At 41.7% G+C, this 26,993-nt stretch carries 15 protein-coding genes; 2 read left to right on the forward strand and 13 right to left on the reverse strand.

What is annotated here, in order from left to right; genetic code table 11:
• Positions 1-36: 36 nt before the first annotated feature.
• The 10 genes from DWY55_RS10245 to DWY55_RS10290 all read right to left on the reverse strand — a co-directional run bounded on the left by DWY55_RS10245 (position 37) and on the right by DWY55_RS10290 (position 22,319).
• Positions 37-2,412: a GH92 family glycosyl hydrolase gene (locus DWY55_RS10245; RefSeq protein WP_117878803.1), complete on the reverse strand. Its 2,376-nt coding sequence runs from the start codon at positions 2,410-2,412 to the stop codon at positions 37-39.
• Between the two features lie 76 nt (positions 2,413-2,488).
• Positions 2,489-4,279, reverse strand: a complete 1,791-nt coding sequence (locus DWY55_RS10250; protein ID WP_008662530.1) for a RagB/SusD family nutrient uptake outer membrane protein — start codon at positions 4,277-4,279, stop codon at positions 2,489-2,491.
• A 28-nt stretch (positions 4,280-4,307) separates the two neighbouring features.
• Entirely contained in the window at positions 4,308-7,430 is a 3,123-nt protein-coding gene (locus DWY55_RS10255) for a SusC/RagA family TonB-linked outer membrane protein (protein WP_198136114.1), read from the reverse strand.
• 176 nt (positions 7,431-7,606) lie between these two features.
• Entirely contained in the window at positions 7,607-9,151 is a 1,545-nt protein-coding gene (locus tag DWY55_RS10260) for an ADP-ribosylglycohydrolase family protein (protein ID WP_117878801.1), read from the reverse strand.
• A 36-nt stretch (positions 9,152-9,187) separates the two neighbouring features.
• On the reverse strand, positions 9,188-10,117 hold the full coding sequence (gene rbsK / locus DWY55_RS10265; protein WP_243633654.1) for a ribokinase: 930 nt from the start codon (positions 10,115-10,117) through the stop codon (positions 9,188-9,190).
• Positions 10,118-10,144: 27 nt separating this feature from the next.
• Positions 10,145-11,149 carry a GRP family sugar transporter gene (locus DWY55_RS10270; protein ID WP_117878797.1) on the reverse strand — a complete coding sequence of 335 codons (1,005 nt, stop codon included), beginning with the start codon at positions 11,147-11,149 and terminating at the stop codon, positions 10,145-10,147.
• Between the two features lie 154 nt (positions 11,150-11,303).
• Complete coding sequence (locus DWY55_RS10275; RefSeq protein ID WP_005830792.1) at positions 11,304-13,394, reverse strand: glycoside hydrolase family 172 protein; 2,091 nt, start codon at positions 13,392-13,394, stop codon at positions 11,304-11,306.
• A gap of 81 nt (positions 13,395-13,475) precedes the next feature.
• On the reverse strand, positions 13,476-16,028 hold the full coding sequence (locus tag DWY55_RS10280) for a hypothetical protein (RefSeq protein WP_117878795.1): 2,553 nt from the start codon (positions 16,026-16,028) through the stop codon (positions 13,476-13,478).
• 65 nt (positions 16,029-16,093) lie between these two features.
• On the reverse strand, positions 16,094-20,107 hold the full coding sequence (locus DWY55_RS10285) for a two-component regulator propeller domain-containing protein (RefSeq protein ID WP_181986318.1): 4,014 nt from the start codon (positions 20,105-20,107) through the stop codon (positions 16,094-16,096).
• A 148-nt stretch (positions 20,108-20,255) separates the two neighbouring features.
• Positions 20,256-22,319 (reverse strand): acetate--CoA ligase family protein, encoded by a 2,064-nt coding sequence (locus tag DWY55_RS10290; protein ID WP_008662517.1) that lies wholly within the window; start codon positions 22,317-22,319, stop codon positions 20,256-20,258.
• A gap of 168 nt (positions 22,320-22,487) precedes the next feature.
• Between DWY55_RS10290 and DWY55_RS10295 the strand changes: the two genes are divergently transcribed.
• Positions 22,488-23,420, forward strand: coding sequence for an acyltransferase family protein (locus tag DWY55_RS10295; protein WP_035447239.1), 933 nt, complete (start codon positions 22,488-22,490; stop codon positions 23,418-23,420).
• Here DWY55_RS10295 and DWY55_RS10300 read toward each other — a convergent pair.
• The 3 genes from DWY55_RS10300 to DWY55_RS10310 form a co-directional block, all read right to left on the reverse strand.
• Positions 23,407-24,426 (reverse strand): sensor histidine kinase, encoded by a 1,020-nt coding sequence (locus tag DWY55_RS10300; protein WP_117878791.1) that lies wholly within the window; start codon positions 24,424-24,426, stop codon positions 23,407-23,409. The two genes, DWY55_RS10295 and DWY55_RS10300, sit on opposite strands and share 14 nt — an antisense overlap.
• A gap of 10 nt (positions 24,427-24,436) precedes the next feature.
• A complete protein-coding gene (locus DWY55_RS10305; RefSeq protein ID WP_005834358.1) occupies positions 24,437-25,195 on the reverse strand; it encodes a LytR/AlgR family response regulator transcription factor in 759 nt (252 codons plus the stop codon).
• 65 nt (positions 25,196-25,260) lie between these two features.
• Entirely contained in the window at positions 25,261-26,169 is a 909-nt protein-coding gene (locus DWY55_RS10310; RefSeq protein ID WP_034526003.1) for a DUF6268 family outer membrane beta-barrel protein, read from the reverse strand.
• A gap of 246 nt (positions 26,170-26,415) precedes the next feature.
• On the opposite strand from DWY55_RS10310, the gene DWY55_RS10320 reads away from it, so the two are divergent.
• On the forward strand, positions 26,416-26,856 hold the full coding sequence (locus DWY55_RS10320) for a DUF6078 family protein (protein ID WP_005834355.1): 441 nt from the start codon (positions 26,416-26,418) through the stop codon (positions 26,854-26,856).
• The last annotated feature ends 137 nt before the right edge of the window (positions 26,857-26,993 follow it).

Below are 26,993 nucleotides of genomic sequence, written 5' to 3' on the forward strand. Positions count from 1 at the left end.
TGTATTAATCAATTAAACAATACACATATTGATTTTTTACTGGGTATTGGAAGACATGGAAGGTGGAGCATCTTGCGGCCTACTTCCCCATTTATAATTAGGCTTTTTCCCCATTATCAACTCCAGTTCCCCCCCATTTACCAGTTCAGAGTGATAGAACCAAGGTTTAGAAAGTTTCTTCCCGTTCAATTTGGCAGATTGTATATACCGATTCTCATTGGACACATTTTTTGCTTCAATTACAAACTTACCACCTTTATAGTATTTTTCATCCAAATGAATGGTTACCTTCTCAAATAATGGCGAACTAATCTCATAAAAAGGCTCCACACAGCCTCCTCCATTCACTTCAAACAGCCCCATTGCAGCCATTACAAACCAAGCTCCACCTTGTCCCTGGTCTTCATCACCCGGCCAACCATGAATAGGGGTCGAGCCATAATATTTATTCATCATTTCTCGTGCCCAGTACTGCGTTAACCAAGGCTTTCCAGAATAATTAAACAGAAAAGCCGCCTGCATACACGGTTGATTACCGTGATTCACATAAGCCGCACTGAACCTATCACCCGGAGGAGAGAAACTGTATTCAGAAGAAATTTCAAATCCTTCATTTAACCGACGGTTAAATTCTTCCCTACCAATCATCTTAACCAACTCATTCATATCATGAGGTACCATCCACGTATATTGCCACGAGTTACCTTCTACAAATCCAGAGCCCAGCCACGACCAACTGGTAGAATGCTCATCTTTATTAATAGGTTCAAAATCCGGCATCCACGTTCCATCACTATATTTCGGCCGGACATATTTCGTTTCCGAATCGAAAACATTTTTATAATTATAAGCACGTCTTGTAAAATAATCATAATCCTCTTCATAGCCAAGAGCCTTGGCAAATTGTGCCGCATTCCAATCATCAAAAGCGTACTCCAATGTATTAGAAGTTGGCCCCTCATAGGTAGTTCCAAAGACATTATGATGAGATTTCTCACCATAAGGCACAAATCCATACTTCAAGTAAACATCCAAATGCCTATTGCCTACAATACCACCAGAAGAAAGTGCTGTTCCCTGTGTTGTCAAGGTCTTTTTAACAGCTTCATACGCTTTATCTACATCATAATTACGAATACCTTTCTGATATGCACTCACCATAAGAGGTATCTCATGCTGAGCTCCCATAATATCACAATACTCCACTCCCGGAGGTCCATTGGGTAACCATCCACCCACTCTGTAATACTCCAATAATGACTCTACCCACTTATTCATAATGTCTGGAGTAGCAAGTGCCCACAATTGATTGAGATTCCAAAAAGTATTCCAAAAAGCATCACAGCCATAAATAGGCGAAGCAGGATCTTTCAATTGTTGTGTTCGCTCATACATATCAACATATTGACCGTCCACATCACTGAAAATAGTCCTTGAACAATAAGAACGATATAAATTCGTATAGAACTTTCGTTTATCTTTCTCAGTTCCTCCTTCAATTTCAATGGTGCTTAAGATTTTTCTCCATTCATTAACGGCATATTTACGGACTGCATCAAAGTTCCAGCCAAAGCCTCCAGACTCCACTTCCAAATTCTTTCGTGCTTGTTCAATACTCACATACGATATAGCAGTCTTAAGCTGGATAATCTCACCCTCCTCCGTATCAAAATTCATAAAAGCACCGATATCATGTCTTCCCCAACAAATGCTTGAAGTAGTATCCACATACCCATTGACCCATGTTCCAAAAGATTTCATCGGTTTATCGACACGAGCAACAAAATATACTGTATAATCATTCAGCAGATTGGTTGGCTCATCATACGACGATTGGGTAGAGAAACCTTCTATTTCATAATCACTGACTTTGGATATAGAAGCCCATCTAACTTCATATGGATATTCCGAACCATTCTCCAAATCAAATAAAATACGGGAACTATCCGATTTTGGAAATGTATACCTTTGAAACCCCGTACGTGTTGTAGAAGTTAGTTCCGCTTTTATATTATAATCATCCAAAAGGACTGAATAATATGATAAAGAAGCTTTCTCATTTTTATGATTAATACGGGAGCGGTAGCCGCTATCAGGTTCGTTTTCTTCTCCCGGCTTAATTTTCAGAGGTCCGGTAACAGGCATGGTCAGTAAGCCCCCCATCGTCCAACTATGTATATGACTAAAACCTATGATCTGATTAATTTTATACTCATAACCACCTCTCCATACATTCCCCTGATTGTCCGGACTAAGCTTTACCATTCCGAATGGCATAGCTGGTCCGGGAAATTGCATCCATCTCGAATCAGAATTTCCAATCATAGAATCAACGTACTCTGTGACATCCCTTGACTGTCCCCAAAGAGAAGAGCTAAAGTATAACAAGAACAATAATATCACCTTTTTCATACTTATAAGTATATGAATTTCATATAAATACTTTACATGCCTACCGAACCTCTTTGATTAAGTTCAAATTCAGCTATCAATTAATTCCACCCCATCCCGGATTCTGTACAAAAATATCAGGATTCTTATTAACTTCATCTTGATGGAACGGCCACAAATAGTGCTTAGGTGCCTCAAATACTCTTTCCTCAACCAAAGTACGTTTAAAGAAACTATTATCACGGGCACCAATATCCATACCATGGACCGCTTTTACCTGATCGCTTATCTTCCAACGATTACAATCGAAATACCGATGAGTCTCCAAAGCTAATTCCACTTGACGTTCGCGTCTAATTTTTTGTCTCATTTCATCTTGAGACAAACCTGCCTTCAACCCTGGCAATCCCGAACGTTTACGAATCAAATTTACATATTTATAGACATCATCCACCGGACCAGAAGCCTCATTCAATGCTTCTGCATAATTGAGGTAAAGTTCCCCCAAACGGAAATAATTCCATGTCTTATTTACAAAAACTCCTCTTAAAATATCTACACCATCCTCATCCAAAAACTTACGCATCAGATAACCAGTAGTTGTATAGTCAGGTCCACCAGTACGTCCATCAGGAGCTCCCATACGGAAATCAATCTGACGTCCTCTCCAGTAAGCACCGCTATAAGTAACTGTTGCATAGAATCTCGGTTCTCTGTCTACAAACATATTAAAAGTATTTTCCGGATAATACCCCTCTGCATCTGCCTCTTCCGTAAACCCTTCTTCAGAATATCCTGATTCAGAATTAATTATTGGACTACCATCAGCATTATATCCTAAAATAGGAGTTGTACCATCTGCCATTTCATATGCATCAACAAGCTCCTGAGTAGGACATAAGCCTGACCAACCGCCTAAACTGAGCGGAGCGGCAGCACGTTCCATCTGGTCATAAATCGCCACATTCTTTGCAAAAATAATCTCCTTATTCCAGTTCTCTACAAACAAGTAACGGTAATTCTCCATTGGGTCACCTGACGGTGCATAATACAACCCATAACCTGCCTTTTCCATTTCATCTATACATGTTTTGGTATATTCGGCAGCAATCTTCCAACGTTCCGCTTCATAAGAGAGGGGGAACAAGTGATTTCCTTCTTTATCTGTAAAGTTTGCATAATCAGGATTACCATTCCACAAGGGGCTAGCCCTATAAAGTAAAGCCCTCGCCTTTAATGCCATAGCAGCAGCTTTTGTCACACGACCATATCTGTCTGCTCCTTCTTTCATTTTCAGCATACCTCCAGCCTTATCACACTCGTTAGTAATAAAATCTACACACTGATCTAACGGCATTCGTTTACACAATTCTGAAAAATCTTCATTGGGATCAAATACTTTCTCTGTAATGTGTATCGGCCCATAAATACGCAATAATTGGAAATGAAAAAATGCACGTAAGAAAGTAGCCTCTCCAATCCAACCGGCACGCTTTGACTCATCCATAGGAACCTTAGCTACATTTTCAAGAAAGATATTCGTTTTTCTAATACCCTGGTATGCCATATTGGAAATATCTTTTAAAACATTATCAGGTGTCCAGGACCCATTATTCATGAAGTAGGCAAAACAATTTGTATAAGGATAATCCAGCTCATCTGCCGCACCAACGAATGGATTGTGCCCCCAATCATTCGTGAAATTCAATTCCCAGGGCATATTCCAATAAATGGATGATAAGAATTGCTCTGCATAATTCTCTCGTGTAAACACATCATCAAGGGTCAAATCTTCATCAGGTGCTTTATCTAAGTAATCAGCACATGAAGTATTTACTCCCAATAATATCATCAACAAAGTGATGCAAACTATATTAATACGTTTCATATTCGCTCAAGTTTAATCGTTCTACTTTTTAAAAATCCACTGCAAGTCCAAAATTCACAGCCCGTTGAATAGGATACCAATTATCAGATTCCGGATCAATTGTGTGATTAATCTTATCCCATGTATAAAGGTTAGTTCCGTTTACAAACACTCTGAGATTATTGATCTTCAATTTACTTACAACTTTCTTTGGCAAAGTATAGCCAACTTCCAGATTCTTCAAACGCAAATAACTAGCATCTTTCTGCCAAACCGTCGACCGCCGCATACTTTGTACATTAAAGCCATCCGTAACCACCGGATATTTTGCTGCACCAGCAGTTTCAGGTGTCCAACGATTGTCATAAATTTCCTTGAATACATTGAAAAAGCCCATACCACTAGCAAATGGCCAGAAAGTACGATCTTCGAAGAAAGTACTCGTACGAGCAGCACCTGTAAAATAGGCACTCAAATCAAATCCCTTATATTCAATCGTACCACCAAATCCAAAAACCAATTCTGGTTCACGAGTATAACCTATTGCGCATTGGTCATTTGAATCAATAATATTATCTCCATTGATATCCTTATATTTCACATCTCCCGGTATTGGACGTCCACCCAATAAAGACTGGTCATACCAATTGTCAATATCTTCTTCTGATTCAAAAAATCCAGCAGCTACCAAACCGAACGGTTGACCGATAGGATGTCCTATCTCGGACAAATTTGAATAGAGTGGATCGGCTTTATCATTTTCAAGTACTTTACTACGAGCAAATGTTACATTCCCGCGTAATGAATAGAACAATCCGGAAGAAGTACGATCTTTAAATTCCAACAATGCATCAAAGCCTTTATTTTCTGCTTTTCCCAAATTACCCCATAAAACACTTGCAGCCAAGAAACCTGCTCCCGTTGGTACAGATTGGCGTTGCATTAAAATACCCTTTCTTTTTTCATAGAAAAAATCCATCTGTAAACTAAAACGGTCTTTCCACAAACCTAAATCAAGTCCTAAATTCGTTTTAACCGCAGTTTCCCAAGTAACATTGTTGTAGCCAATCTTAGATTCAATAATACCGGGCCATCTAATTTGATCTTGTCCAAAATAGTACACTTGTTCCCAATTCTGATCCATCTTTGTCAAATACAAAAAACGATCACCACCAATTTGGTCATTACCAACTTCTCCATGTGAAAATCTTAATTTCAAATTGCTTACTAAATTATCTTTCCAAAAAGATTCTCCAGAAACTAACCATCCTAAAGATATAGCAGGGAAGAAGCCCATTCGCTTTCCTTTCGGAAAGTTCTCTGATCCATTATAGCCCGCATTAAATTCTATAAAGTATCGCTGTGCATAGTCATAAGTCGCGCGCATCGCCAAACCTTGACTTCGATAAGGTAAATTCATAATAGAAGTCCCAGCAGACAAATTATCATATTGTCGACGATTTAAAAGTAACATACCTGCAACAGAATGTTTATCGAATGTGCGTTGATAATTTACCGAAAAATCCATATAGATAGCACGATTTGAATTTTGTTCGATACTATACCCCATTGCCTTATCGTCCCGGTGTGTAATATATTGATCTTCTCCAGTTTGTTCATTCTTGCCAATATATTGCTTTATACCAAATTCCTTATATCTCAATGCTTTGTTTGCGTGATAAAAGTCAAAAGAGAAATGCCCCTTCACCGATAGTCCTTTTGTTACTAAACGAGATAAGTCCCAGGTTAAACCTGCTGTAGATTGTATAGTAGTCAAATGCTCATCAGAGTAACCCGTTTGCGTAGATTGTCCCCATGGATTAGAGCCGATATACGTAGGCAGACCACTGATACTTCCATCCGGATTCGTCACAGGAAATGCAATAGGTCCAGTATCACGTAAACCATTAAAGATACCTGCTGCACCAGCACCCGGATAATTACGGTCATCAATAATACCACCAACACCCAGCTCTACAACCAAGTCTCTAGTCAAGTTTATATCTACGTTAGAACGATAATTATATCTGGAAACTTTTGCATTCGTATTATGAGGATTACTTTTATCCGTTTTATATATACCTGTCTGCATTGAATATCCCAAATTCACGTAATACCGTACTATTTCATTACCGCCAGTTACACTCAAATTGTTTATTGTCTGATATGAATTTTTATTAAGAACCTTATCTATCCAATCCACATTCGGATATAAATAAGGATCTGAACCTGTACGGAATTTCTCCAACTCTTCATTAGACCAACGAGGAGCCTTGCCCACATTAGCCAATCCCTCGTTCATTAATGAGGCATATTCATAACCGTCAATATAATTACGCTCGGCCAAGCTGGAAAGAATAGCAGATTCTGTTCGGAACGAGACTTGAGGCTTACCTTGCTTACCTCTCTTTGTATTAATCAGAATAACGCCATTAGCACCTTTCACACCATAAACAGCAGTTGCCGAAGCATCCTTAAGTACAGACAAACTTTCGACTTCATCTGGATTTACTGAACTTATAGACCGCTCAATACCATCTACTAAAACCAAAGGTGCCTTTTCTCCCCAAGTTGCAATACCACGAATATAAATAGACGCTGCATCAAATCCTGGTTCACCAGATGTCTGTCGTGTTATAATACCTGGCATGCGACCAGAAAGCGCATTTGGTAGTGAAGTGGTTGCAGTTTGCTTAATAGCTTTAGGAGCAATGTTGGATATAGATCCTACTACACTGACCTTTTTCTGAGTACCATACCCTACCACCACAACTTCTTCCAATTGAGTATCTCCCTCTTTCATTATGATTTCCAGATTCTCTTTTCCATTAACTGGCAGTTCAAGATTTCCAAAGCCAACATAAGTAAACAACAATACACCGTCACTAGGAGCTTCTAATGTAAATTGTCCATTAGCATCAGTAATCGTACCGATAATTGTTCCTTTTACTACAACATTTACACCAGGAAGAGTAATACCAGCCTCATCCTTTACGATACCTGTAACTTTAATCCTTTGAGAAGGAGACATAAAAGCAACATTGTCAGTGTCAAAGGAAACAGATTCACCTAATACATTCAAGGGAAATGCCAAACACCCTATAAATGCATACAACTTAAAATTCCAAAGAAAACTCTTTTGAATTTCTGTTCGAACGCTTTTGTTTTTCATAATTTTAAATACCATATTTTTAGTTCAACAAAGAAGTAGATATAGTAATTTACCCATACCTATTACTAAGAGCAAAAGTAGACTATAGAACAGTATTTCGATGAAACAAATGTCTCATTAAATACCATAAACATCCCCTTAAGGAGAAAAAAATAGAATTTTTTTCCTATACAGAACTAATAGGAACTTTGTTGTTTCTTATCAGAATACACAATATATTCCCATGAACGCAATAATGCATTAACATTCTGTTTATCAACCACTACCTTGATATTATGTTTTCCATTGGGCAATTGATAATTCCAGAAAAGATCTAAACGACGATAACGGAAACTTGTTGGAAACTCAGCTTCCTCTACAAAATGATTATCAATATAAAGTTTTGCTTTTATAATATCATCCGGTTGACTATAGTCCCTACGAATCGCCTCACCCCTAATTACAAAACCAACCCCATCTATGTCAAAAGATAAAGTATCAATATCTGTACAGTTCAATCCTTTCTTAACCAGCGGATACACTCCTTCAAAACATTGTTCTAAACGTACAGCAGTAGGCTTTTGTATCGGTAGCATTACCTGATTGTCAAACACCGTCCCTCCATTTTTCTCTATCATTAGAAGAGCATGTCTATAACTAATAGCATATAAATCATCTAAACTCAATGAAGTATATTTAAATTTCTTGACTTCTGCTCCTCTCAAACCTTGCATCCAATATTCCGGAATCTGACTATAGCCCAGCATCACACCTAAAATACCACCGGCAGAAGAAGGATTACAATCAGAATCTTGCCCAGCACGTGTAGATATTTCCATTGTTTTAGTAAAATCTCCATTACCATACAACAAACCAAGAACAATATAAGCTGCATTTATCTTTGCATCAATATCTAATGGTGCAAAAACTCCATCAGGACATCCAACTTCTTCCGAATAATGTTTCTGCAATTCAAACCATGTCTGTTTCCAATCATCCGGGTATTGTTTATGCCATTTTATTACATCCGAAATACATTGATAGAATGTACTTTCAATAGGTATGGTTTTCAAAGCTTCCTCCACAATATACTGAATATCATTTGATATAAAAGCCAAACTATACATCGCACCCACATATACTCCACCATACCAACCATCACCATAACACATAATATGTCCAATCTTATCGCTAATCTCAGAAGCAGAATTTGGCATACCAGGATTCATCAAGCCAGCAAAATCAGCTTCAATCTGATAATCTATATCATCCGCATGGGGATTAAACAACCAATGCCCAGACTCCTTTACCCCATGTAAAATATTGTATCTAGCAGCCTGATTAGCATGCCACAAATTATAGTCTGCCGTCGCAAATGCAATGGCAGAAGAATCAACAGGAGCGTCTAGTCCAACTCTTTCCAATACATCTACAAATGTCAAATCCATATAAATATCATCATACAAATCGGGCCAAGAATCCATTAACTCTTGTACATAGCCTTCATGCCATGGGATAGACTGATAATCTTGTATAAATGTTCCCTGATATCTGAACTCCGTATGACTGCCAAAACTAACTCCAATGGTTTGTCCTGCCCATCCTCCTTTTATTTTATCCAAAAGTTGGCTTGTAGACATGGTATTTGTAACTGACGAAGATTGTTGGTGACAAGAAGTCATTGTTCCTCCAGCCAAAAACAAGATTAATACAATAACTAATTTTTTTCCGATTGTTTTCATAATATTATCTCATAAGTATTCTGCAAATCCAATAGCCTATAGTATTCTATTGCGCATAAATTCAATTACTTCTTTTTGATAAGGAATCGAAACTTGCGCTCCAATTCTTGTGACAGACAAAGCAGCAGCTGCTGTTGCAAACTGTACACAATCCTGTAAATCTACTCCTTCCACCCACTGAGCTACAAAAGCACCACAGAACGTGTCACCAGCTCCTGTCGTATCTACTGTATTCACTACATATGAAGGAATCTGTTTCTCCATCTCATCCGAAACAATAACCGACCCCTTTGCTCCCAATGTCAGAATTACGACTTGTCCTACTCTTCTCAATAGACTTCGAGCAATACCTATCGGTTCCGAAAAGTCCAATGACTGTCCTGCTATAAGCATAGCCTCAGTCTCGTTCAGAATAAGAATATCCACTTTCTCCAGGATATAAGAAGGTATCTGCTTGGCCGGAGCTGGGTTCAAAATGATTTTAGTGTCAACAGTATGAGCATACTCAATCAACGAAATCACCGATTCATAAGGAATCTCCAGCTGCAGCACCAATGCATCCGCTTCTTTTATAACTGGAAGAATAGTATCCATTCTTTCTCCTCGCAATAAATTATTTGCCCCTGGAGCCACAGCAATGCAATTCTCTCCATTTTCCGCAACAAAAATAAAAGCAATCCCAGTAGAGTGTCTCACACACTTCTGAATATAATCCACATCAATTCCACTATCTACAAAAGAGGTTATAAGTGTATCTGCATAGGCATCATCTCCCAGACAAGAAATAAATGAGACATGTCCTCCTGACCGGGCAGCAGCAATTGCCTGGTTAGCTCCTTTGCCTCCATATGAAAGGCAATATTCTGCATCTCCTATTGTCTCACCCGGTTCAGGCAGGTGACTGACGCGGGCAATCAAATCAACATTCGTGCTACCGACCACAACTATTTTCTTACATTTTTCCATTTCATCATTAGATATATAAATTACCATTTAAAGTCCCGCATAAATAATCAAACCGATTCCAGACAAGAACAGAATGAACATACATGTCAGTAAAGCTCTGTTTATTTTAGGACCTCCCACAAATTCTTTCCAAATAAATACACCCCAGAATGCAGCCACCATCGTAGCACCTTGTCCCAATCCATATGAAATGGCAGCACCAGCTTTTTCCGTCGCCAACAAACTGAACAGATTGCCAATACCCCAGATTATACCACCCAATATTCCTACAGCATGTAAACGGAAACTACCTGCAAAATAATCCTCATAAGATGTAGGTGTACCGACAAAAGGATGCCTCATTGCGACTGTATTGAAAATGAAATTACTGGTGAAAATACCAATAGAAAAAATCACCATTGCTGTATAGGGAGTCATCTTACCGACTTCAGGACATTCAAAATTCTGCAAATCCATAGAACTTGCAATAAAGCGGAAAAAGAAAGACATCATAATACCTGCCACTATAGCTATCACAATACCTTTTGTTTTTTGTTGCTTCCCACCTTTTCCCATATTCTTATAGGCCCAAGCATTAAAGACAATCGCCACAATCACCAGCAGAACTCCTAAGAAAAGGAATACCGGACTACCTTGCGGTGCATTAAAATAATTAATGAATACTCCCAGAACCAAAGCCAGCCCTACTCCCAATGGAAAGGCCACAGACATACCTGCAATAGAAACAGAGGCAGAAAGTAGAATATTGGAAAGGTTGAATATGACACCCCCGATAAGAGCCGAAGCCAGATTAGATGCGTCAGCCTGCAACAAATCATCAACAAAACCTCGTCCCAATTCCCCTACGCTCCCCATTGTAAACGCAGCCAGAAGTGACAAAAGTAACACACCTATTACATAATCCCAATAGTAGAGTTCATATCGCCAGACACGACTGCCCGCTAGCTTCTGGGTATTGCCCCAAGACCCCCAACACAGCATTGTTATAAAACAAAACACTACTGCCAACGAATAATTTTCAATGATAAACATAGTATTAGAATTGAATTATTAGAATTAAATACTCAAACAGCTACTGACCACAAAATTAACCTGCAAAAAGGATTTAGCATATAATAAATGTCCCAATAAATAATACAAAAGTCTCAATCCCATTCCAAACTATTTCACATCTTATATCCTGAGACTATTTTACCTTTTCTACAGTCAAATAGTCCAATCCTATCAATGAATTAACTGCCTTTTCATTTTTATCCAGCTGTACAAGTTTCAAGAAATTCTCCCCTTTCTTCAGCTCCAATATACCTAGTTCAACTGTCATCATGCTCAACTTTGAATTATAAGTATCAACAGAGGGAAGAACCGGACTTTCATTTACCTCAACAGAAAAGCGACCATAATCTGGGGCAATCGTAAACCTGCACTTTACCGAATATTTTCCTCCCTCATCAACCACAAAACCTAAATTAGCACAATCTCCTTTCCTACTTTCTCTCCATATAAACTGTACTCCATTACTCCAATTCATCTCAGGAATACACTGCGTTCGTTCCATGCCACCAGTTACAGAAATATTCATAAATTCTCCCTCCACTTTTCCATTTTTGTCAACAGAGTTACTCACCAGGTCATTCTTATGCTTCGCTATATCAATTACAGCCATCTTTTCTTCTGGTTTCCGGTTCGTTTTTCCTCCCGGAAGCATATACCAATAAGTAGTCGGTGCGTAATTGACATATGTCGCACTCTGATGCCAAAATTCCATATCAAAAACAAGAGATTTCTTAAACGTTATGCCATCCAACCCACGATATCTCAAATTTGCCACGTGTCCAGGCTGATAAGCTCCTGTGCCATCGGGTTGGGCAATAAAAGGATGTTCAAAGAAATTTGGCATACACCAAGCATAACCGTAATAATCCTCCGTCCCGGTCCCAAAATGTGACGGGAAACTTTCTCCATCAATATATACCTTTTCATCCCCTTCACCCCACCAATCACCAACTGTATTAAAGATTGTTATAGCATCACCAACATAAACACCTTGACCAGTTAAAGTTACAAAGTTTATGTCTTCTGCATCCAATGTCCCATTGATACTCTTATGTAACCCTGTATATTTACGATGATATTCCATCCAGCCTACGCCGAAATACATGGTTCTCTCATTCCATTCCCAATCAGACGAATAAACAGTAAGAGATGTACTCACTACTTCAGTTCTCAAATTCTCCAGAGAAATTTCACATTTATCTTTATACGGCATCACCCAATAACAAGTCATCATAGAATCTTTGCTTACAGTAGTATAAAACGAACTATAAGGCGAAAGACGATTACCCGTTCCATAAAAATCACCAACTGGACACCAAACTGTCTGATTACCATCAAAAGTAATTCTAAGTATCACGGAACGTAAAGCTTGAGCCAAATCATCAGCAGATAGTTTAAGTTGTATACCACGTATAGCTCCTCCACCCTCTAGAACAATCCGATTCTCTCCCGATAAATTCGTAATAGCCTTATCCCCAGATACTTTTTTTTGATATTTTCCTTCAAGAATAGGTTGTTCCATCAGTTCCCTCTGTGTACCATCAAGTACATCAGCTTCCTTTTTCAAATCATCCAAAGTAAATGTTTTTACAATACTTCCCTTATCATATGTGCGATAGTTTACACTATAAAAGAAGTTCTCTCCGGGTGGACGATTCCCTGCTGCAGTGATACCAGGAGTTTCATAAGTAATCTTGCAATGCTTTGCATAAGGAATCGGTAAATACAAATCATGTCCCCGTTGTTTATAAGGAGTCAAAGGAGATACAGACGTAGATATAGGCGCATCTGCCAGAAAGTGACCACTGATAAGACTCAGTACCTCACCTTCAATAGCTGGTATATCCGAATCATCCAAATAAAAACGTAATATACCGTTATCATTATAGTTGGCCACCGTAATCCATATACGTACTACAGCACCAGGTCCTTCTGCGTCAAACATAACAAATTCCCTACGTCCATCCTTTTCTTCCGTACGAAGAAACTGGCTAAAATCCCAATTGGCAAACCAGTCATAAGAACCTTTCACTGCATGATCTGAGAAACGGTCATAACTGCTGAACTGCCGCACAGTGTAATATGGAGATGGATAATCAACCAATGACTCACGGTTGGTCATCTCCTGCAACAAAGAGGAAAAAGTTATCTCATTACCATTAGCAAACGAAGAAAGTATAAACACCTGCATCAGCAAGACCAAAAAGAATTTACTACATGTCATTATTTGTCATGATATTAAAATTATACCAGATATTTTCTATACCAATACATAAGCTCCCTTACAGTCCATACATAGTCTTAGTCAGTATCCCGACGTCAAACGTTGGGGTGTATTCAAATATTTATGGACTACCGGATCTTCCGGTGCCTCTGGAGTATTCACAATAGACATCGGAATATAATACGAATCAGCCATATCAGTGAGCTGCTCAACAGACTGTTTCCCTTCACGGTATGTCAAATCAAACTCAAAATTCATTTCACCGGGAGAATCTACACAGAAGTTAACTACCCATAAGTTATTGTAAAGCATACCATAAAGTTCATTTTCTTTTTTAGGAGCATCCTGCAATCGCATCCCCATATGATGTCCTCCAAAACTGACAATTGGAACGTCTCCTGACGACCAGATCCGTGCACCATCCTCCGCTTCATATTTCACCCAGCTGTCTATAACAAAAAAGTCCTTGCATGAGTTAGGTATTTGTTCTTTGTACAGCTCATAAGGAATTCCTCCATTGGTAGCAACCGGTTGTCTACAATCCTGAGGAAAAGGAAACTTAGCATAGAATACTTCTGGTGCTATTGATGAAATTCTGTCAAAGAAAATATTAACCTTCGCTCTCGGAACCTCTTTGAAAATCTCAACCTGACGGTTCATATTCTTCACCCTTGGATGTTCCATATCCTGCGAAACAATCCATGAATAAGGTGTTTCTCTCACTTTAGCCTTACTTTTCGGTTTTGCCCACTCCATTCTAGTAATCTCATTGAACTTCTCTATACGTTGTGCTTCATCCATATGCATATAGATATCACCTTGAGACCATCTGTCCATATCATTGAAGTGTACTACCATGAAGTCGGCAAGCCCTTCCGTAAACAACGGTTCATCCATACCTTTCCAGCGTGCAGATGTCACCCAACCGTTCTTATCAAAAGATAACTCCGGCAAATCTATTTTCTTATCAATAATCTCTACCTCCGAGGTATCAAGTGCAAAACGAGTAAACGAATTAGCCGGCATATCAGATACCCAAAACCATGCCTCAGTTCCTCCGGGAATCGCCTCACGACTAGTATTAAGATTCTCATCAACTACCCAGCGCCAAACATAATCTCCCTCTTTAAACAAAGGATATGACTTTCCATTCTCCAAGTTTCGTACAGATTTATAGTCTACCTCCCTAAAACCGGTAACATCCAGTTTAACCCATCCTGTATAAGATGCATTTGCCGCATTAACAACATACAAACCAGCATCTGCCTGCGCGAACTTATTACGTGCCAGTTGTGCCAGTAAATATTTTCCCCGCTCCCACGGACGATAAGCAAAACCATTCTTTTCATTCAGCTGTCCTTGCGTATATAAACTATAAGGTGCCTCTGAAGTCTCATTAGAACCATATGTATGTTCAAAATAACGGCATAACAAACGGTTAATCTCTTTCAATTCATCTTTAGCTCCACTATTCAGTTCTCCCCATACTGGCGAACTGATCGCTTTTGTATGGTAAACAGCACGACGTGCCACTTCCATCTCGCGTGGCATAGCTGCACCACCAAAAGCCCACCAATCTTGCCACTCACCTTCGAAAGTTCTCAATTGATTTCCAATCTCCTTTTCTATATTCCTCATCGCCTCACCTGCTGTTTTCATACGCAACATAGGCTTGAAACCCATCTCATTCCATTTTTTGATAAAAGCAAGCAACTGTGGCATAGGACCATCATTATCACATCTCCACTCATTGGTAAAAGTCAATGTAAGGAAGGGGTAATCGTACCCTTTTTCTCTCAAATCCTTCAAGCGTTTCACACACACATCATATGCTCCATGCATAGATACATCATCAGTCTGTAGAATATTACCATTGCGCGGCCATGATGTTTGCGTATTGGCATATTCCCGCTGTTGTAAACGCCACTCCTTTTCCGCAAAGAAAAGATAACCTTGCCAATAAGGATATCCTGACCAAACCAAAAGTTTTCTATCATCAGGCATTTTCCACCAAAAAGCACCAGGTTGCTCTACCGGAGAACCACCCCAATGCGGATTAATGCCAGTCCAAATATAATGTATGTCACGGTCAAGTAACCTTGTTGCTGCTGCACGTGGGAAACCATTCACATCATGTTGCATACCCACTTCAATATCCAATTGAGACCACATATCTTTAGGAATCCAGTCAAACATCTCATCCCATTGTTCCTTATTGGCATAAGGGTGTATATGAAAAGGCATAGCATTGATTCCAATCTGTTTGTTTTCAATCATGTCTAGCATTGATTCCCGTCTGTCCTCAGAAGCTGAATTCCACCATGAGTAAAATGGATCTAACGCTTCTACTGTCCATGCAAACCGATTCTCCGGAATTTCATCTTTGGTCTTCAATGCCAAATCCAATGCCACATCAATAAAACGTTTATGCAAATCAACAGCAATCAATGCATGGTCAGTATAGCCATAATCAGTATGTGTGATATGAACAATATCAATATACTTAAATCCTAGTGTGTCTTTTCCCTCTACACTGCTCTCTACCGTATTTTCCGTTGTGTTTTGACAACTGCAAACCAAGGCGCCCAAAAGGAACAGTGCACCGATAAATAGTTTGTTAACCATACATTTCATAATATTCCGATTTTTGATATTTATTTTTTATTGAAAATACATACTTTACCCTGAGACCTTCCACTTCAGTCCACAAAATCTTTAGGTAATACCCCAAATTGTTTTAAGAAACATTTGGAAAAATAAGAAGGAGAATTGAACCCTACCATATAGCAAATTTCATTGACCCGATTTTCACCATCCTTCAACAATTGGGCTGCACGCTTCAGGCGTTCTATACGCAAATATTCATTAGGAGTCAAATCAAGTACTCCCTTTATTTTCCGATAGAAATTAGAACGGCTCATATTCAGCATTTCAGCCATATCCTCCATACTGAACTCCGGACTATGAAGATTAGAAAGAATTATTTCATTCAGCCTTTTAATGAATTCCTCATCAGCCTTTGTCAACGCCATTGTATTGGCAGCCACAAAGGGAGACTTGGCAAAAGTTTGACGTAGCGTTTCTCTATTCTTAATCAAGCTGGCAATCGCAGCCAAAAGATATTCCGGTGAGAAAGGCTTCTCAATATATGCATCAGCTCCTAGCTCCAACCCCTCTACTTTAGACTGTATATTAGTTTTAGCTGTCAATAGGATGATGGGGATATGACTATAATCCAATTTGGATTTTACAGTCTTGCATAACTCAAAGCCATCCATTAGTGGCATCACGACATCACTTACAATCAAGTTCACAAAATTTTCATCCAATATACGCAAAGCCTCTTCTCCATTGACAGCTGTCAGAACGATATACTCATGCGACAACTGCCTACTTACGAAAGAAAGCATTTCCGGATTATCTTCAACTACCAATACAGTATATCTGTTTTCATTATTTTCTTTAAGCTCCTCCCACTTCGCCTGGAGTTCGGCAGAAGGTTCCATATTACTGACATCCCCAGATTCCATCGTAATAGCATTATCTTGGGTGAGTGGTAGAGTAAGGCAAAATATATTTGCGTCTTCTCCCTCCACCATTCGTAAACTTCCCCGATGCAGTTCAGCCAAAGAACGGGAAAGCGCCAGTCCAATACCTGTGCCGGAAACCACCTTTCCATTTTCCTCCCCATTAAAACGGACAAATGGTTTGAATATTTCCTCCTTCATTGTATCCGGTACGATAGGCCCATCATTCACCGTCCGAATATGGAATATTCCATTCTCCACAGCCATATCCGTTTCCAAGAAAATCTGCACATAGCTCTCTGCATACTTCATGGCATTGCTCAACAGATTACTGAGTATCTTGGTAAAAGCTTCTTTATTGACATGCGCGTAGCAAGCCCGTTCAGGTATTTTCAAAGTGAGATCCAGTCCTTTCTGTTTGGCAAGAGAAGTAAATCTCAAATGTGTCTTCTGTACTACTTCCGTTATATTGCATCTAGTGAAATTCAAACTGAATCCTTGACTTTCAGTCTTGCGAAAATCCAATAACTGATTCGTCAGATTCAGTAAGCGTTCCGTATTCTGTTCCATGATATTCAGATCCTCACGAGTTTCCGCATCAACATCTTTTTTTAGAATGATATTTTCCAAGGGTCCTTTAATCAAAGTTAAAGGAGTACGTATCTCATGTGCCACATTCGTAAAGAAATCGAATTTTGCATTATAGATTTCACGTTCTTTCTCCTGCTCGAACTTTTCCATCTGCCTTTGTTGTTTTCTGTTATTCCGCTGCTTCAGATAGAGATAAAGATAGGCAAAGAAAATCAAGAACAGTAATGCATAAACGACATATGCCCAAACAGAAAGGTAGAAAGGCGGCAGAATACGGATATGTAAAGTCGTCTCTTCTTCATTCCATATTCCATCACTATTGCCTGCCTTTACCCGAAACGTATAATCTCCATAATGCAGGTTAGAATAAGTCACCAACGGACTCTCCCCTACAGTCAACCACTCACTATCAAAACCATCCAACTTATACATCAGTTTATTCATCTTCGGAGCCTGATACCCCAAAGCAGCAAGCCGGAAAGAAAAAGAATTTTGCTCCGCACAGAGTAACAACTTATCCGAGAAAGTAATATTTTCCTGTAACGGCGAATTCTCAGCACCAGCCCGCATCTCTTTATTGAAAAGGAGAAAATCGGTAATGACGGCAGAAGGAACATATTTATTTTCCGAGAATGTCTTTGGATTGAAGGCGACAAAACCGTCAATACTACCAAAATAGATAGTACCGTCCTTATCTTTAAAACTGGAACGATAGTTGAATTGGTCACTCGGCAACCCATTTGCCATCGTATATACTTTTACTGCTCCTGAAGTTAAATCAAAACGGGCTAAACCATTATTCGTCGTTAACCAGAATACCCCGTCTTCATCTTCTGCAATTTGGTAAACCACATCATTCGGCAATCCATTACCGGTATCATAGCGCGTAAAATTGTCTGTTTCCGGATGAAACAGACAAATTCCTCGTCCCTGGGTAGTTAGCCAGACATTCCGGCGTGAATCTTCAAAAACACTCAGAACCTTATTGTTGGAAAGGCTCTTTTCATCTTTTTCATTGTGTACATAATTCTTCCATTCTTTCTTACTGACATCATAACGAAAAACCCCACAAACATATGTAGCCAACCACAAGTTTCCACTGGTATCTTCCTTAATGTCATACACAAATATTCCTACTAATTCCGGAATTATATCAAAACTGTCCGTTTGTCTGTTATAACGCATCAAGCCACATCCTGTCCCAATATAAATGTCCCCTGCAGCAGTCCTGCAAATAGCAAAAACATTATTGTCATTCAAGGAATGTGGGCCGCCGTCATATTGATATGACCTTACAATAGTTTCCGTACGGGTATCAATTACCTTCAGTCCTTTGGAAAAAGTTCCTACCCAAAGCTCATTCTCTACCGAACACAACCCATGCACATTTGTAAAACCAAGACTCGGAGTAAAGAACTTGAATTCCTTCGTCACCGGATCAAACCTATTCAATCCACCATCTTCTGTTCCAATCCATAACTTTCCCTGACTATCCTGGCAGAACTCACGTATCCGTTTCCCATGTAAGCCATCATTCACTCCCTTCGGATAATATCTTTCAAAACAAGTATATGAATGCGGATAGTAATTGATACCTCCAAAATAAGAGCCTATCCAAACGCCACCTTCGCAATCCTTACACAAAGAATAAACTGCATTATCCGACAGTGAATACGGATCATACATAGAACTTTTCAAATGCACATATTTATCTGTTCGAAGATTATAAATATAGATCCCAGACTCACATCCTATCCATAATTCATCGTCAGAAAAAGACATCAACTCACGGCACCATATCCGTTCCCCCGTCTCATCTGTCAACAGCAAATCGCGGACTTTTCCCGAACTAAGATTCATTTCCTTTATACCTCCACCGACAGAAGCTATGTAAAAGCAGTTATAAGCCCCCGGCAGTACCTTCATGAGCGGATCACCTTCAAAGACCTTCTTACCATCGGAAGAGACAAAAGGATGAATCGTCTTGAGTCCGTCTTTTGAATAGAACAATCCGTTTCCATAAATCCAAATCGTTTCACTGTTATCAAAAACAACACAATGTACATTCGAAGTCAAAAAAGGGAACTCCTTAAGTGTATGGTTCCTCAATGCCTTTGTCTGCAAATTATAATGGAATATACCCTGGCGTTCTACCGTAATCCACACATCTCCATTTTTGTCTCCAACAATCATGGCTGCAGCATTATCTATGGTAGTACCTTCATCACTTAACTGTTTGAAAGGCTCAAAAACATCTCTTTCCGGATAATATATATACAATCCCATATCCGTACCCACCCAAATATTGCCTTCCACATCTTCATATAGAGCAAGTATATAGTTGTTCCCAAGACTATACTCATCTGTCCTATCATATTTGAATATCTTAAATGACGAACCGTCATAGCGGTTTAGACCGTCTTTGGTTCCAAACCACATAAAGCCGGCTTTATCTTGTAGAATATCGTATACTGTATTTTGAGATAGTCCGTCCCGGATAGTAAGACTATTAAGATAATAGTGCTCCCCGATTGTTTGTGCATAACAAGTGAAAAAACATATCAGGCATATAAAAGCTATCAGCATTTTCTTCAGATTCGTGTTCTTCATCGCTCTATTATTTAGACCTCAAATATAGGCCATTTTGCCAACGAACGATAAAAAATGCGTCCCAATGAATGAAAGATTCGTCCTATCCCCCTCTATCTCGCTAGATAAGGGGGATTTAGAGCTGCAATATTTCCTACTTCTTTTCTATCCGAATGCGCGCATCCACCGCTATCACCTGCTTTTCAGTCGCCAACAATGGATTGATATCCATCTCCTTGATTTCCGTTGCAAAGCGCAGCAAGGTGGAAAGCCGTACAATAATTTCGGCAAATTTATCTTCATTCACTCCCTTCTGCCCACGCGTACCTTTGATAATCTTATAGGCACGCAACGAGTGAATCATGGAGTAAGCCTCCTCGTAGGACAACGGTGCAAGACCGGAAGATATATCCTTCAGCACCTCCACAAAAATACCGCCCAGGCCGCAGAGTACCACATGTCCGAACTTCTCTTCATATTTGGCACCGATAAACAATTCCGTCCCTTTCAACATCGGCTGCACCATGATAGCACTAGCTTCGGGAATCTGCATCATACGGTCGAATTCCAATGCCAAATGCTGTTCACTCTTGATATTGAGCACAACACCGCCCACATCCGACTTATGCACCGGCCCCACCACCTTTGCCACCACCGGGAATCCCGTGCGACGCGCAAAGGCAAGCACTTCTTCCTTGTTGTCCGAAACAAACTCCTCCACAATAGGAATACCTGCAGAGCGGAGCAATGCCTGCACATAGTGCGGTGCGATATAACCGTCCGCAGGAATGGAATCTATAATCCGGCGGATACGGGGAACATCCACTCCAAAGAGCTCGATTTCATTATTGGCAGGCCGCGGGGCGTTCATTATCCGCGAAAGTGCCGTGCCCAAAGTCACTTCATCGGCAAAGTTCACATGGCCTTTTGCCAGAAAAGCAGCAACCTCGGCTCCTGCCGTATTGATGGAAGGAAGAATCGGAAAAATCGGCTTCTTACAATGCAGCATCTTCTCGTGCAGCACGTCATACATTTCAAACATGGTCACCAGTCCCGGAGTGCCGAAAATAGCCATTACAGCATCAATATTGTCAAACTTCTCCTCACAATACTCCAGACAGAGGCGCAGATGTTCCGGCGTACCCGTAGCCAGAATATCAATGGGATTCCCCACAGCCGCACCGGGGAAAAGCTTACCCTTAAGTTCCTCCGCCACCGGTCCTTCCAGTTTCGGAACATTCAGTCCGCCCTTACTCAACGCATCGGTCAGCATCACTCCCGGACCGCCGGCATGGGTAATGATGGCGAAGTTTTTCCCTTTCAGTTCCGGCAGTGTGAAGATACAACCTACGGTCGTCAGCTCCTCGCGCGAATAGCAACGCACAATACCCGCCTTACGGAACAAGGCCTCTACCGCCGAATCGCTACTGGCAATGGCCCCCGTATGCGAACTCGCCGCCCGGCTGCCGCTTTCGCTACTGCCCGCCTTGATGGCCGCAATCTTGCAGCCCTTCTTGATGAGCGAGGATGCATGAAACAGCAGACGGTCAGGGTCACCGATACTCTCTATATAAAGAAGTTTTATTCTGGAATCCGCTTCCGGATTGAAGTGTTCGTCCATGTATTGCAACACATCCTCCACGCCGATTTGCTTGGCATTGCCCACAGACCATACAGAGTTGAATTGCAATCCCTTGGTCACGGCGCTCTCCAATATGAACACCGCTGTGGCACCGGAGCTGGAAATCAGGTCCACCCCTTGCGGATGCAGTTGCGGGATGGGCTGGCTGAATACACTGTGATGCCACGAGTTCATAAAACCGATACAGTTGGGGCCTATCAGAGAGGCTCCATACCGGTTCACCGTTTCCAGTATGCGATCTTCCAGCACAGCACCCTCATGGGTCTCCTCACCAAAACCGGCAGAAAGGATAATGAACGCCTTCACCTGCTTCTCCGCAGCAAGCATCTCCACCGCATCGGGACAAAGCGCGGCAGGTATGGCAAGGATGGCTAGGTCCGTATCGGGAATGTCCTTCACATCCGCAAAGGCAGCAACACCCTGCACTTCAGTCTCTTTCGGATTCACGGCACGAAGCTCACCGGTATATCCGCCGCTAAGCAGATTTTTCAGGATAGCCCCTCCGGGTTTGTGTACATTGTTGGATGCCCCCACTACCACAATACTGGCCGGGTGAAGTAATTGGCTTGTTATCATAGTCTGTTTTACATTAAGTTAATGATTCATGCACAAATATACATTTTCCATACATAAAAGCAATCGGTAAAAGAGAAAATAAGCTTAATCCCTTTGCAAAATATAAATAAGTTTACGGAAGTATATATATTTGTGCCATCAATAACAATACGCAGAAAACTACCCTATATGGAAAGCCGTGTCAAAGAGATAGATTATCTGAAATGCATCTTCATCACCCTGATGATTATCTTCCACCTTGTATATATAGGCGACAAGTATCCGTATGCGAAACAAATCGTCTATACGTTCCACATGTCCGCTTTCCTGATTATTTCGGGCTATCTGGCCAATAACCGGAAGGATGCCCGAAGCTTTCTCCGCAAGTTTCTATGGATTTTCATTCCGTATGCCTGCATGGAGGCGGCCTATACGGTGATGTCGCATTTCCTGCCCGTACGCGAAAGTGTAGATGCCATTACTCCTACCGTATTGCTCGACAAGATATTCCTCCATCCGATGGGGCCTTACTGGTATCTGCATACACTGATTCTGTGCAGCCTCATCTATTATATCACATTCCGCTATGTACGGCTGTCGGTTGTCTCCCGGCTGGTTGTGACCGGTGTCTGCCTGTTTGCCCTTTCCCATTGGGGAGGATTGATGAACTTCTCCAATGCCCTCTATTTCCTTATCGGCATGACAGTGAGCCAAAGCGGGCTTCGTTTTACACAAGTCTTTCGCGCCACAACCTTCGCCATTGTTCCATTCGTAATACTATGCTGTTTTCCCGCCAATCTGGATAGGGGTACTCTGGCAGGAGTCGCCATCACCTGGCTTTCCATCAGCCTGCTGTTGGCAGCCTACGGCTATCTGCCGGTACAAGCCAAACGGCTTTCCTTCTTTATAGGGCGCAATACGCTGGTCATACTCCTTTTCTCACCCATTTTCACCATTCTGTCCAAGGCGTTTCTGCCCGTGTTCGCCTTCGACCCTACGGGGATGCTGTTCCTTGTCACTGCCACCGCCTTCACTCTTAGCGGCTGCATGGGTATGGCGTGGGCTATGGACAAGATGCACGTTTCCAGATTCTTCTTCGGGAAGAGGACTATATTGTGTTGAGACGGTTCACGTCTCCGCCCACAAAGGGAAGTTTCACCACAAACTCCTTTTCGTCCTTAAGAATCTCCACCAGCGTGCCGTATAGGGCATACTGCCGTTGCAGGTTCTTCAATCCCGCTCCATTACTGGCCACATAGTTGCGCAACTGAAGATTGTTGCGTACCGTAATCCCTTCGTTTCCTATGGATATATGGACTATCAGCGGCGACTTCTTTGTACTGATATTATGCTTCAAGGCATTCTCCACAAGCATCTGTATGCTGGCAGGAATGACGAGACAATGATGATTCCGCAAATCATCTTCTATCTCCACATGCAGCGCATCGCCAAAGCGGATATGCTCCAGGTATAAATACGACTCTACGAACGACAGTTCTTCCTGCACGGTCACCGTAGCTCTGCCATGCGTAGTGAGCAGATAACGGTACACCGTAGACAGCTTCTTGGCAAACCGGTTCGTCTTTTCGGTATCCTGATAAGCAAGGGAGGCAAGGACATTCAGACTATTGAATAAGAAATGGGGATTAATCTGGTTTTTCAGCACCTCGAACTGATACAGCGCCTTCTCCTTCTCGATGACAGCCATCTGCTTCTCCATCTCCGAACGTTGCAGGCTATAGAAGAATATCTCTATCTGCAGAACGATAATCCAGTTCCACGGCACTACCGGCAGGGAGCTTCTCAGGATATGCCAGAAATTTCCATGCCCGCCCATCAGCAGGAAGTTCAAGATGTACGTCAACAGAACAGCCAGTGCAGTGGTCAACACGATATCCACCAGAATCCTCACCGCATTGTTGCGCTGTTTCAGTCTTTTATATATCAAGTTGATAACCCCAAAGTCGATGAACCCCAGCCCTATGCACAAAGGAAGATTCAGAAAGAACTGCACCATGATATTCGCATACCACGGCTTACCGCTGATGACGTTATAAACGCACCCTATGACAAGCAACGAGACGGAAACCGTCAGTATAAAAAGGAATATGTATCTCTTATGCCTCATAACTTATAACTCATACCACTCCGTCCACCCATTTCAAGAAATCGGCCACGCGACTGCGGCTCACCAATACCTCGTGCGGGCACTCTGGCTCGAAGTAAAGCTTCAAGCGACTGCCGAAGTACCTGGAACTCTTCCGGATGGACCTAATGTTGGATATGCAGCTCCTTGAAACCCTAAAGAAAACATCCCTATCCAGCATTCCCTCCAACTGGTCCAGCGAGTAGCTGATGATATACCGTTTCCCAGAGAAGAGGTGCAGATAAGTCAGCTTGTCCTCACTATAAAAGAAAGCGACATCCGGAGTTTCTACGTAGCGGAAGGTATCGCCCACCTGCACCAGAAAACGGTTCTTCTTGTTGGCTGCCAAGTAGCCGAGTTCCAGTTGCCGATATTCGGGAGCCGCAGAACGGAGGGCACTGTTGCGCTCGAACTTGCACAAGGCTGCTTCTAGGTCGCTTTCTTCAATGGGTTTCAGCAGATAGTCGATGCTGTTTACCTTGAAAGCCTTGATGGCATATTCGTCGTAGGCGGTGGTGAAGATAACGGGCAAATCGACGGGACACTGCTCGAATATCTCAAAGCTCAACCCGTCGGACAAGCGGATATCTACAATCATCAAGTCCAGGCTACCCTGACGCAAGAGCAGTACAGCCTGCTCCACGCTCTCTGCCCAGCCCGCCAACTGCCAGGAAGGGCGCAGCCGTTGCATCATACGCTTCAGCTCTTCGTAGGCGAAGCGCTCATCTTCTACTAATAAATACTTTACCATAAAACGTGTCTGTTATTGCGACAAAGATACTATTTTACCTCTTGTCTTTACTAAAATGGCATTTGTCATTTCAGCGTATACCTGAATCCCACCGTCAGGCGCAGAGTCGGTCTAAAGCAAGGCTCGTCCTCATCGTTCTTGAAGTTATTGAGAAAACCTTTCAAACTACGGTCCGACATACTTATCCCGCGTATCCAGTTACCGCCCACTCCCAGATAAACAGCCGTCTTCCTACTCAACTGGCACGAAGGACTGATGTATGACCTCAGCATGACGGTAGAATAGATTTTCGATTTCCCGTCGACTTCCATCACGGCAGACATGCCGTCCATATCGAGGGCGGTCAGTTCCAGCTTCAGCTTCTTGTTCAGCCAGGTGGCGACGGACACTTTCATGCCGCTGGACATATCCACTTTCAGCTCATACCTGCCGGCATTCCTCCAACTGAAGTACATCATGGGCAGTATCATCGGGATACCGTAAGAGTTCGTCAACCCCGCACCGATGCCCAAGTCGAGGTTCTTCCGCAGTTTATAGACAAAGATGATTGCTCCATTAGCCAGTAGGGTCTTCATGGAAACCCCGTCCAACGGGGCATAGACACCGCCGCCCACAGAGGCTATGATACTCCACTTGTCGGACAGGGGACGGATGTGGGAGATATTCAGACTGGCATTCAGCAGATTGTCCGGATTCAACTCCCGCGCCTGCCCCTTATTATGGAATACGCCATAGGCAGCATTGACGGTTGCCGACCACGCCACCAGCCTGCCCTTGTCGTCATGCCTGACGGAAAGCGGCAGGTTATACCTTCCCGATACCATCATCAGGCTGCCCGAACCATACTCGTTGCCGAGGTCATCCTTCAACGAACTTTCGGGCAGATAGTCGTAACTGATATAGCCTTGCCCCCGGCAGCAGAACGGCCACGCCGCAAGCCACAACACCAATAGAATCACAGAGTTTGTCTTCATGGGAATATGCAAATGTTTTCTGCAAATATAGTCCTGCGGCAAGTAAGCGGGAAGCATTTACGGACGGGGTGCGGAATGGGGAAGACGAAATGCGGAAACCGGAAGGCGGAATGATTCCATGTTTTACGTTACGCATTTCACGTTACGTAAAATACATAATATTTTCGGGATAAAACAAATATCAGGTGAAGCACCCATCAATCTCCAAACTAATTGTACCTTTGCGGAACTTTAAACAAAAAAATGATGAAAGAAGAAACTTTCGATTATTCCAAAGTTCCCCATAACTTCGGCTTATGCGCTACTGACACATGCCCTTATACTGACACCTGCCTGCGCCGGATTGCATATACGTATGCACCCTCAAACAACATCTTCCTATATGTACTGAATCCGAAAGCAATAGAGTCCACAGCGGGAAAATGCAAATATTATTGCTCGAATAAGAAAGTGCGCTATGCCAAAGGCTTTATCCATACGGCAGAAGCCATCTCTGTCGGCCAGTCCGGCACGTTCCGCTACCGGCTCATCGGCTTATGGGGTATCCGAAGATATTATCAGAAGCGGAAAGGGGAAACTTTGCTCTCACCAACCGAGCAGCAACAAGTCATTGCAATTGCCCGTAACTTAGGACTCCAACGGGCGGAGTACTTCGACGCTTATGTAGAAGAGTACGACTTCACATGACGGCTCCGGTCACCTCACATGATAACTCCGGTTACCCCAAACGGTAACTTCATTTACACTACGAGGTAAAAGGCTTTATGTCTTATCCTGATATAGGTAGACACATTTACAAACTAATAAATGTGTTACTATTATGA

It is taken from the genome of Bacteroides sp. AF25-38AC, assembly GCF_003602995.1.
Taxonomy (GTDB): Bacteria; Bacteroidota; Bacteroidia; order Bacteroidales; family Bacteroidaceae; genus Bacteroides; species Bacteroides uniformis.

Excerpts from the sequence above, each read along its gene's own strand:
- DWY55_RS10320 (WP_005834355.1), top strand. The coding sequence starts at position 26,416 with ATGAAAGAAGAAACTTTCGATTATTCCAAAGTTCCCCATAACTTCGGC.
- DWY55_RS10255 (WP_198136114.1), bottom strand. The coding sequence starts at position 7,430 with ATGAAAAACAAAAGCGTTCGAACAGAAATTCAAAAGAGTTTTCTTTGG.
- DWY55_RS10305 (WP_005834358.1), bottom strand. The coding sequence starts at position 25,195 with ATGGTAAAGTATTTATTAGTAGAAGATGAGCGCTTCGCCTACGAAGAG.
- DWY55_RS10270 (WP_117878797.1), bottom strand. The coding sequence starts at position 11,149 with ATGTTTATCATTGAAAATTATTCGTTGGCAGTAGTGTTTTGTTTTATA.
- rbsK (WP_243633654.1), bottom strand. The coding sequence starts at position 10,117 with ATGGAAAAATGTAAGAAAATAGTTGTGGTCGGTAGCACGAATGTTGAT.
- DWY55_RS10300 (WP_117878791.1), bottom strand. The coding sequence starts at position 24,426 with ATGAGGCATAAGAGATACATATTCCTTTTTATACTGACGGTTTCCGTC.
- DWY55_RS10310 (WP_034526003.1), bottom strand. The coding sequence starts at position 26,169 with ATGAAGACAAACTCTGTGATTCTATTGGTGTTGTGGCTTGCGGCGTGG.
- DWY55_RS10290 (WP_008662517.1), bottom strand. The coding sequence starts at position 22,319 with ATGATAACAAGCCAATTACTTCACCCGGCCAGTATTGTGGTAGTGGGG.
- DWY55_RS10260 (WP_117878801.1), bottom strand. The coding sequence starts at position 9,151 with ATGAAAACAATCGGAAAAAAATTAGTTATTGTATTAATCTTGTTTTTG.
- DWY55_RS10275 (WP_005830792.1), bottom strand. The coding sequence starts at position 13,394 with ATGACATGTAGTAAATTCTTTTTGGTCTTGCTGATGCAGGTGTTTATA.
- DWY55_RS10280 (WP_117878795.1), bottom strand. The coding sequence starts at position 16,028 with ATGAAATGTATGGTTAACAAACTATTTATCGGTGCACTGTTCCTTTTG.
- DWY55_RS10245 (WP_117878803.1), bottom strand. The coding sequence starts at position 2,412 with ATGAAAAAGGTGATATTATTGTTCTTGTTATACTTTAGCTCTTCTCTT.
- DWY55_RS10295 (WP_035447239.1), top strand. The coding sequence starts at position 22,488 with ATGGAAAGCCGTGTCAAAGAGATAGATTATCTGAAATGCATCTTCATC.
- DWY55_RS10250 (WP_008662530.1), bottom strand. The coding sequence starts at position 4,279 with ATGAAACGTATTAATATAGTTTGCATCACTTTGTTGATGATATTATTG.